Source organism: Bradyrhizobium pachyrhizi (assembly GCF_001189245.1).
Classification (GTDB): Bacteria; Pseudomonadota; Alphaproteobacteria; order Rhizobiales; family Xanthobacteraceae; genus Bradyrhizobium; species Bradyrhizobium pachyrhizi.
On record NZ_LFIQ01000077.1, the window covers coordinates 160,672 to 168,445 of the forward strand.

General features: G+C 62.6%; 9 protein-coding genes and 1 tRNA gene. 2 read left to right on the forward strand and 8 right to left on the reverse strand.

The window, feature by feature from the left end; translation table 11 throughout:
• The coding region (locus AKL29_RS44960) for a porin (protein WP_244482101.1) at positions 1-472 on the reverse strand (472 nt) is incomplete at its 3' end.
• Positions 473-926: 454 nt separating this feature from the next.
• Here AKL29_RS44960 and AKL29_RS16885 point away from each other — a divergent pair.
• Positions 927-1,439 carry a MarR family winged helix-turn-helix transcriptional regulator gene (locus AKL29_RS16885; protein ID WP_050384924.1) on the forward strand — a complete coding sequence of 171 codons (513 nt, stop codon included), beginning with the start codon at positions 927-929 and terminating at the stop codon, positions 1,437-1,439.
• Between the two features lie 841 nt (positions 1,440-2,280).
• Here AKL29_RS16885 and AKL29_RS16890 read toward each other — a convergent pair.
• The 7 genes from AKL29_RS16890 to AKL29_RS16920 all read right to left on the reverse strand — a co-directional run bounded on the left by AKL29_RS16890 (position 2,281) and on the right by AKL29_RS16920 (position 7,129).
• A tRNA-Pro gene (locus AKL29_RS16890) sits at positions 2,281-2,358 on the reverse strand.
• Between the two features lie 100 nt (positions 2,359-2,458).
• Complete coding sequence (locus AKL29_RS16895) at positions 2,459-3,052, reverse strand: MerR family transcriptional regulator (protein ID WP_016844981.1); 594 nt, start codon at positions 3,050-3,052, stop codon at positions 2,459-2,461.
• Positions 3,053-3,176: 124 nt separating this feature from the next.
• The gene (locus tag AKL29_RS16900; protein ID WP_035631661.1) at positions 3,177-3,512 is read right to left on the reverse strand and encodes an integration host factor subunit alpha; all 336 of its coding nucleotides are present in this window, start codon (positions 3,510-3,512) and stop codon (positions 3,177-3,179) included.
• Positions 3,513-3,641: 129 nt separating this feature from the next.
• Complete coding sequence (locus AKL29_RS16905) at positions 3,642-4,619, reverse strand: beta-ketoacyl-ACP synthase III (RefSeq protein ID WP_028333877.1); 978 nt, start codon at positions 4,617-4,619, stop codon at positions 3,642-3,644.
• A complete protein-coding gene (gene plsX, locus AKL29_RS16910; protein ID WP_028333876.1) occupies positions 4,616-5,677 on the reverse strand; it encodes a phosphate acyltransferase PlsX in 1,062 nt (353 codons plus the stop codon). The genes AKL29_RS16905 and plsX overlap by 4 nt, the downstream gene beginning before the upstream one ends.
• Positions 5,678-5,987: 310 nt before the next feature.
• Positions 5,988-6,581, reverse strand: a complete 594-nt coding sequence (locus AKL29_RS16915; RefSeq protein WP_038377420.1) for a YceD family protein — start codon at positions 6,579-6,581, stop codon at positions 5,988-5,990.
• On the reverse strand, positions 6,578-7,129 hold the full coding sequence (locus AKL29_RS16920; RefSeq protein WP_050384925.1) for a ubiquinol-cytochrome C chaperone family protein: 552 nt from the start codon (positions 7,127-7,129) through the stop codon (positions 6,578-6,580). The genes AKL29_RS16915 and AKL29_RS16920 overlap by 4 nt, the downstream gene beginning before the upstream one ends.
• Before the next feature lie 137 nt (positions 7,130-7,266).
• Here AKL29_RS16920 and AKL29_RS16925 point away from each other — a divergent pair, with 137 nt between their 5' ends.
• Positions 7,267-7,743: an outer membrane protein assembly factor BamE gene (locus AKL29_RS16925; RefSeq protein WP_028333874.1), complete on the forward strand. Its 477-nt coding sequence runs from the start codon at positions 7,267-7,269 to the stop codon at positions 7,741-7,743.
• Positions 7,744-7,774 lie beyond the last annotated feature (31 nt).

Genomic DNA, 7,774 nt, shown 5'->3' on the forward strand with positions numbered 1-7,774 from the left:
AACCGGCAGCCACGTTGCCCGAACCAGCGTTGTTCGGCGCAGCCGTCGAGCCGATCGCCGAGTACACCGTCGAGCCGTTGCCCTGGCCGGCGTAGGTGTCGGAGGTCCAGGTGAACACCGCATCGAAATAGGTGCGGACCACGCCGTATTCGGTCGCGGTGCGCGTATCGATGTTGAAGTCTTCACGCGAACGCCAAGTGTAGCCGTTCGTGAAACGATTGTTGGCACCGCTGGCGCCGTTGTAGTTCGCGCCGTACACGCTGTTGCCGTTCACCACGACGTCAGCACGCACATAGCCGCCCAGCTTGATGCAGGTGTCGGTGCCGGGGATGTAGTAGAAGCCCGGACCGTAAAGCGAGCAAACCTTCACGTACTCGACCGCTTTGGCCTTGACGGGAAGATCGGCCGCCTGTGCCCCGCCGACCGCGACCAGCGCAGCCGTCGAGCCCAGGATAAGGCTCTTCAAATTCATATTAAACCTCCAAGTTGCTCATATGCGGAGAGTCCGAGGCCGCGAGCGCCCCGTGATCCTCCCGCATTGTCCAAGACCGTTTTCCCCAAACCCCGCACCCTCAGATCAATCTGTGGTGTGCGACGGACTTGAACGATCACCGCAACGGGACGATCGAGATTCCCCTACCGCCGGGTTCAATATGCATTGGCCAGTTCGCCAATCAAAATAGTTTATAAAGTCAGGAATGCGAATGCGGCCACACTGTGTCTCGCCGGCAACGCTGCCTGTAAGCCCTTTGCTTACCTGAGAAAACTTGTCACACCCCAAATAGTCCAACCGTCACACGACCATCATAATTACTTTACGTTCACTTGCGTTCGTTGGCGGCTTGCGGGAAAAAACCTACTGCAGCGCGGAAAACAAGAAATAAATCAGCACAAAGCTGAGTCGGCGCCCGAGGGAAGAGGAAGCTGTGTCAGTGACAAGGAAGGATTCGACGCGCCAGCGCGCCATCGAACATCTCGACATCATCAAGCGATTCACGCTCGAGATTTCGGCCATCAACTCGCATCTGGAGCGCGTCCGTCAGTTCTGGGGCAAGTCGCTTGGCGTCAGCGGTCCGCAATGGATGATTCTCATCGCGATCTCGGATCTCGACAAGGATGACGGCGTGCCGATCAACGTGGTGTCGAAGCTGCTGCACGTCGATCCGTCGTTCGTGACCACGCAATCCAAGCTACTCGAGCAGAAGGAGCTGCTGCGGCGTGCGCCCTCCCCGGCCGATGCGCGCGTGGTCCGGCTGTCGCTGACCGACAAGACCAAAAAGCACCTCGCGGGCCTCGCCGAACAGCACAAGGCGTTCAAGAAAACCGTCTTCGAGGAGTTCAGCGAGCCGGAGCTGGCCGAGTTCACGGCCAAGCTTTCGATGCTCACCAACCGCCTCGAAAAGGCCTGCCTGATTGTTGCGATGGAAGCCGAGGCCTGAAGCGACCGGCTCTGCAGCGGACAGGACGGCTGGCAACCGGAACGGCCGCGCCGCTCACCTCGCGAAGCGTAGGATGCAGAGACTTATCGGTGTCCGCGCCCCGGCGACTGGAACGCCAGGAAGGCGAGAACGCTCAGCAGAGCAGCCCAGACCAGGAAGTGTTCAGCAATCACGTTGGCCCCCCATTTGCCCCTCAATGGAAAGCATGAAACGGGCCAAGCCGCGGTCGATCCGTGAACGGGCCATGAAAAAGGAGCCCCGGCGCTGACGGCCGGGGCCCCGCAAAGCCAACCTCGCAGTGTAACTATCTGGACCTGGTCGAGCTGCCTCCGGTCATCCCGCTGCCCGAGCCCGTCGTCTGGCCAGGGGCGTAGCCAGAGGCCCCTGGGGCCCCGGCTTTCGATCCTCGTGCCTGCATCTCGTGCCCGGGTGCATAGCCCGACGCGCCGGGACTGCCCTTCTTGGAGCCCTTCTTTTGCATCTCGTGTCCAGGTGATTTGCTCGAAACACCCTGTGCAAAAGCAACCGGTGTGGAAGCCATCAGGCATGCCGCGGAAAGGACGATGATTGCGTGCTTCATTTTGTCCTCCAAAATGCGCCCCGCAACTAACCGCCTGAAATCAGTGACGTTCCATGAACGCTTGTTCATCGACACGACAGCCGCAGATGCGATCGGCTTGGTGCTGCCTCTTCAACGAGCGCTTGTTCGATATTGACGGCAGCGTGTTGGCTTCCGCGCACAGCTTTCCGCGACCGGCGAACAGCATCGGCAACCAATCGCAAGCCGGCGGCGCGCGATGCGCGTCCGCTTCAAACCATCACCGAACGAATTTTGAGAAAATGGTCGGAGCGAGAGGATTTGAACCTCCGACCCCTAGTCTCCCAGACTAGTGCGCTAACCGGGCTGCGCCACGCTCCGATGCCGTTCCATTAGCTGCGATCCTGCGTTCGCGCAAGGCAAAGCAGGCTCCTGAAGACTGCAATCCGGGCACCGGTTCCCCTTGGCGGGCTTCCTTGCCTCAGCCGTCCTTCATCGCTGCGTCGATCATCTGCCGGCAGGCGACCAGCTCCTGCAGCACGCGTTCGAGCCGCTCCCGATCGACTGACGGAACGGAGGGACGAACCGGCGGCGCGGCGGGCGCCTTACCCGGCTGGGCATGCGCCTTGTAGGTCGACAGGATCGGATCCTCGTCGGGATCGACGAATCGGTAGTCGATCCCCTTCTCGTCGCCGTCGCCCTCCTCGCCGTCGAAATCGAGGCCGTCGCTGTTCTCGAGGTCGTCGGGCTCGGCCATGCTGTTGCCGACGGCTTCCTCGACCGCGCCGAACGAGACCGCTGCGGTCTGGTCGGCGATGCCCTGCACCGATTTGATGCCGTGCTCCTTCAGGATCCGCTGCACGCCGCGGATGGTGTAGCCCTCGCCGTACAGCAGCCGGCGGATACCCTTGAGCAGGTCGACGTCGTCGGGGCGATAATAGCGGCGTCCGCCGCTGCGCTTCATCGGCTTGATCTGCGCGAAGCGCGTTTCCCAGAATCTCAGCACATGCTGGGGAATATCGAGTTCATCAGCGACCTCGCTGATGGTACGGAACGCATCCGGCGCCTTGTCCAAATGCCCGCTCCTTCTCAATGCCTGGAGCCTTTTCCGTCCCGATTGAATCGGAACGGGGCTCCGGATTCTAGTTTTGCCGCGTTTTCTTCACGCGAACCGGGTATCCACTTCGCTTGAAAACGCTCTAGTCGGCCTTGCTGCCGTCGCCATTGGTGACGACATGGCCATTGATCCGCTGCTTCAGGATCGCCGATGGCTTGAACACCATTACCCGCCGCGGCGAAATCGGCACCTCGGTGCCGGTCTTCGGATTACGGCCGATACGCTGGCCCTTCTTGCGCACCATGAAGGAGCCGAATGAGGACAGCTTCACCGTCTCGCCCTTTTCCAGGCAATCGGTGATCTCCTTCAGCACCAACTCGACAAATGCCGACGATTCCGTGCGCGACAGACCCACCTTTTGGTAGACCGCCTCACACAAATCGACGCGCGTAACTGTTTTTCCGGTTCCCGTGGTCATCGCCTGCCCCGCACTCTCGGCGAACAATTTCTTGACTGAAATTAAAAGCTTAGCGCGCAATGGTCAACAGTGACCAGCGCCCAGGCGCAGAAAGATCCCGGCAACCTGTCGATACTGTTTGGCGATACGCTACCAGCGCACGAGCGCCGAGCCCCAGGTGAAGCCTCCGCCCATCGCCTCGAACAGCACCAGATCGCCCTTCTTGACGCGCCCGTCCTTCACGGCGACCGACAGTGCGAGCGGGATCGAGGCCGCCGAGGTGTTGCCGTGCTTGTCGACCGTCAGCACCACCTTCTGCGGCGCAATATGAAGCTTGTGCGCCGATGCATCGATGATTCGCTTGTTGGCCTGGTGGGGGATGAACCAGGTGATGTCCTCGGCGGTAAAGCCGGTGGCGTTGAAGGCGTCGACGATCACGTCGGTGATCATGCCGACGGCATGCTTGAACACCTCGCGGCCTTCCATCCGGAGATACCCGACCGTCCTGGTCGAGCCGGGCCCGCCATCGACGAACAGCTTCGCCTTGTGGCGGCCGTCGGAGCGCAGATGCGTCGTCAACACGCCACGGTCGCTGGTGGTGCCGGACTGCTGCTGCGCCTCCAGCACGACCGCGCCGGCGCCGTCGCCGAACAGCACGCAGGTGCCGCGGTCGTTCCAGTCGAGGATGCGCGAGAAGGTTTCGGCACCGATCACCAGCGCCCGCTTGTGGGTGCCGGCGCGCAGGAAATTATCGGCGGTGGCCAGCGCGAAGACGAAGCCGGAACAGACCGCCTGCAGGTCGAAGGCGACGCCGTGGTTGATGCCGAGCCCGTGCTGGACGGCGACCGCAGTGGCCGGAAAGGTGTTGTCGGGCGTCGAGGTCGCGACCACGATCAGGTCGATCGACTGCGCATCGACTTGCGCATGGGCGAGCGCGGCCTGCGCCGCCTTGATCGCCAGATGCGAGGTGAATTCATCGTCGGCAGCGATGTGGCGCTCGCTGATGCCGGTGCGCTGCACGATCCAGTCATCCGACGTGTCGATCCGGGTGGCCAGTTCGGCATTGGTCAAAACCCGCTCCGGCAAATATGAGCCGCAGCCGAGCACTACCGAACGTATAGCAGTCACGAGACAGCCTCCTGCGCGGTCTGCGCCTGCACCAGGGCGCTGCCGTCGCGGTTGAGCATCTGATTGATCTTGGTGAGGAGATCGAAGTGGGCCATCTCATAGCCAACATCCACCGCATAGGCAAAGCCTTCCGCGTTGGTGCCGCCATGACTCTTGACCACCACGCCCTTCAGGCCGAGCAGCAGGCCGCCATTCGACTTGTTGGGATCGAGCTTGTCGCGCAGCTTCTGGAACGCACCGCGGGCCAGCAAATAGCCGATCCGCGCCAGCCAGCTCGATGACATGGCCTCGCGCAGCAGCGTGAACATCTGGCGCGCGGTTCCCTCGGCGGCCTTGAGCGCAATGTTGCCGCTAAAACCTTCCGACACGATGACATCGGCGAGGCCCTTGCCGATCGCGTCGCCCTCGACGAAACCGATATAGTTGAACTGGGTCGAGTTCATCGCGCGCAGCATCTCCGCCGCCTCGCGGATTTCCCCGTGCCCCTTCATCTCCTCGGACCCGATATTGAGCAGGCCGACGGTCGGCCGTTCGAGGTTGAACAGCACGCTCGCCATGGCGCTGCCCATCACCGCCAGCGTCGCCAGATGGCGGGCGTCGCCGCCGATCGTGGCGCCGAGGTCGAGCACGACAGAGTCGCCGCGCAGCGTCGGCCACACCGCCGCAAGCGCCGGCCGGTCGACACCCGGCAGCGTCCGCAGATTGAGGCTGCCCATCGCCATCAGCGCGCCGCTGTTGCCGGCGGAGACCGCAACGTCGGCCTCGCCATGCTTCACGGCGTCGATCGCGAGCCACATCGAGGACGCCCTGCGGGTCCGCCGCAGCGCCTGGCTCGGCTTCTCATCGTTCTTCACGGCGACGTCGGTATGGATCACTTTCGATACCGCCTTCAGCGCCGGATGCTTGGCGAGCTCCGGCTCGATCTGGGCCCGGTCCCCGACCAGCAGGAACTCGCTGTCGGGATGACGGCTTAACGAGATCGCGGCGCCGGGAACGACGACGGAAGCGCCGACATCGCCCCCCATGGCGTCAAGCGCTATTCGAACCTTTTGAGGCATGAACGTCCCGGAAGCCTGCTTTCCCGCAGCCCTTCAGACGAGGACCGCGAGCTTGAAGTCACCGCCGTTAACGGCGCGCGGCGAAACACCAACTCGCGTCCCGGCCGGGCCGCGACAATAGCGTGTCCTCGATCCGACACAACCTCTTGACCGCAAATGAGGCAGCTGCCGAACCATCACGCAACATATTAGAACATACCAGAAATACATTGTATTTCAATGTATTGTGACACGTATTTGAAGTAACTGGGAACAGCGCTCGCGCAAGCTTGCAGGCAAGCCATCCCCGCAAATGTGGTGCCGGGCGCCCTCAACTTCCCTTGGGCTTCTTGCCGTCCGGCTTTTTCTTCAGCGCCTTCAGCGCCGCGAAAGGATGATTTTCCAGGTCAGGCGCTTCAGCCTTCTGTTCAAAGACCGCATCCACCTTGCGCGGATACGGGTCTATGCCGAGAAACAGCGCATCGGTGGCAAGCCGGCCGATGTCGATGAAGCCGCCGACGATCGGCTCCGGCGGGTCCGGCGTTTCCTCATCGCTGTCGTCGGCGTCGTCGACCAGGTCGGCCATTTGCGGGATCTGCTCGGGCGGCGCGAACACCACATCGATCGGCTCATCGATCTCGTTCTCAATCGGATCGAGCGTCACCACGCAGGTCTGCCCGACCCTGGCCTGGACTCTGCCGGTGACCTGGTAGCTACCGTCGCGCTTGGGCTGCAGGTCGAACTCTGCACGCGCGGAGACGACCTCCCGCAACTCGGCAACTTCGGCCATCGCCTTGCGCGCTGCCTCGTCGGCCGCGATCTCGCGATGCAGGCCCGTCTCCGGGATCTGCGCGACATTGACGAGAACCCGCCAGGGGTCGCGGTCGCGCCGTGCATCTGATTGCCCTGTGCTGCCGCCGCTCATGCCTCGGTCCCCGCAGCCTGTGGTACCGGAAAGCGCCAGGCGCCCTTGGCCAACGCCGCGAGGTCGGTGCGCGCCAGCTCTTCGATCGCCTCCCTGGCGTAGGCGGCGAGCTCGCGGGCCTTGTCGATGTTCTGACCGTTGAGGATGTTCTTGCAGAACGACTCGGCCAAGGCCGCCTCGCTGTCGGTCAGCGCCAGATCATAGGCCGCGGTGCGGCCGTAGAAGGCTTCGCCGAACGCCTGCATGCGCTTCGGCACCGTGAGGTCGCCGACGCCCATTTCCCGCAGATTGTCGTCCATATCGATGCAGAAATGATCAAACAGGGCCTGGGACAGCGCAACGCCGCCCTCGACGGATTTCAGTCGCCGCAGCACCAGCCACAGATGCATCAGAAGCAGGTCAAAACGGCCGTTAACTGTGTCCGGAACGCCCAAGTCACGGTAAAATAACGGTTCTCGCGCCTGCGTCACGATCATGCCATAGATGGTCTCAATGGTGCTGCGCGCGGGCACCCGGGGTCTTCTGAAGTGATTGAACGGCCAAAGCATGACGGGTTCCGGCTGCCGGTCCCCAAAGGGTCGCCTGTTGAGAGGTCGCCCATTGGAGCTCGGCATGATTGCAATCCATTGAGCTGCCCGGTACGTCAATGCCTCGGCCGATGCAAGGGGACGGATCAGTTCCGCCGATGAACCACACGCTTTCACGACAGTCTCGCGCCGCTTCCGCGCGCGGGTTCTTTTCGCGTCTCCGCGCCGTCGCGGCGATTGGCCTCGTCTGCGCCGCACTCGGCGGCTGCGCCGGCGAACAATTCCAGAAGGGCTACATCCTTCCCGAGGGGGCGCTCGAGCAAATCCCGATCGGCGCGAGCCAGGACCAGGTGCTGATCGTGCTCGGCACGCCCTCGACGGTCGCAACGCTGGACGGCGAGGTGTTTTATTACATCTCGCAACGGACCTCCCGCCCGGTCGCGTTCATGAATCAGCGGGTGATCGACCAGCGCGTCATCGCGGTCTATTTCGACAAGAATCGGCAGGTGCGCCGGCTCGCCAATTACGGCCTGAAGGACGGCAAGATCTTCGACTTCGTCAGCCGGACCACGCCGACGTCGGGCCAGGAAATGTCTTACCTGACACCGCTCTTCAAGCTGCTGAGCTTCAACTAGGGCGTTTTCGAGCGAAGTGGGCTCCGGTTCG